Raw genomic sequence first — 944 nt, forward strand, 5'->3', positions numbered from 1 at the left:
CAAGTTTGGCTAAATCGATGCCAACGACTTTAATTAAAGACATATGGACTCTCCTTTGATTGAATGCTTACACTTTCAATATGGCACATAGATGCCGTTAGTAGGGGAGTCCATATCATTCGTTAGGCATTAATCTATGAGGCAGTCGTTTCTAATATTATTCTTAGTTTTTCTCATTAGTTTGATCCCTGTATTAAATCGAACTTTAGTGATGCTTGAAGATGCGTATAGTTTAACTATTGTTGCGGGTTCAAATAGTGATGAACAGACATATAATCCTTATTCTAAAAATGGTTTGTTTATCAGCCCTAACATTGCGTTATGGGTTTTACAAACCTTTGATTACCCTTATTCAAATTGTGGAGAAAAGTATAAGGTCGTAGGAATCTGTGACATGCCTTTTATCCTTTGGGTTGGGAGAGCGCTGGGTAGGAATGGAGGAAATTCTGATAAAAGATTGTTTAGTGTATTAGATGAGGTTGTTTCGCGTGGCTTACCCATAAACCAATCATACGAAGGGTTTACCGCTGTACATGAAGCAATTTTATTTAATAATGCAGTGTACCTTGAATATTTACTGAAAAATGGTGGGGATACAACGGTAAAAACTCAACGACCAAATTCAGAATTAGATAAGCTTAATTCTTATCAGTTTTTGGAAATACTAAAACTTAAAAATAAGAGTGGCATGGTGGCAGTTGAAGAAGTTCTTAACAGGTATCGAGAAATGCCTAACAAGCCATTCAAGCAGGACTTTTAACAGTTGGTTAGGTTCCGCTTGGCTACACATTATAACCAACAATTAAAAGCCTCTTAATGGGGCGTTAGGTGCTTTGACAATCTCGGTGCACGATTAAGAGTAGGAATAATATGTCGGACCCACATTGGACAGGCTATGTCGGTATGCTCACAGGTATTGCTGGTATAGGGTTAGCTCTTTTTAA

1 protein-coding gene is annotated in these 944 nt (G+C 37.3%); it reads left to right on the plus strand.

Going from position 1 to position 944, the window contains the following annotated elements:
- Positions 1-208 precede the first annotated feature (208 nt).
- Entirely contained in the window at positions 209-760 is a 552-nt protein-coding gene (locus H4J52_RS02905) for a hypothetical protein (RefSeq protein WP_182224188.1), read from the plus strand.
- Positions 761-944 lie beyond the last annotated feature (184 nt).

Origin of the sequence: Colwellia sp. MB02u-14 (genome assembly GCF_014076915.1) — a bacterium.
In the GTDB taxonomy this organism is placed as follows: Bacteria; Pseudomonadota; Gammaproteobacteria; order Enterobacterales; family Alteromonadaceae; genus Colwellia_A.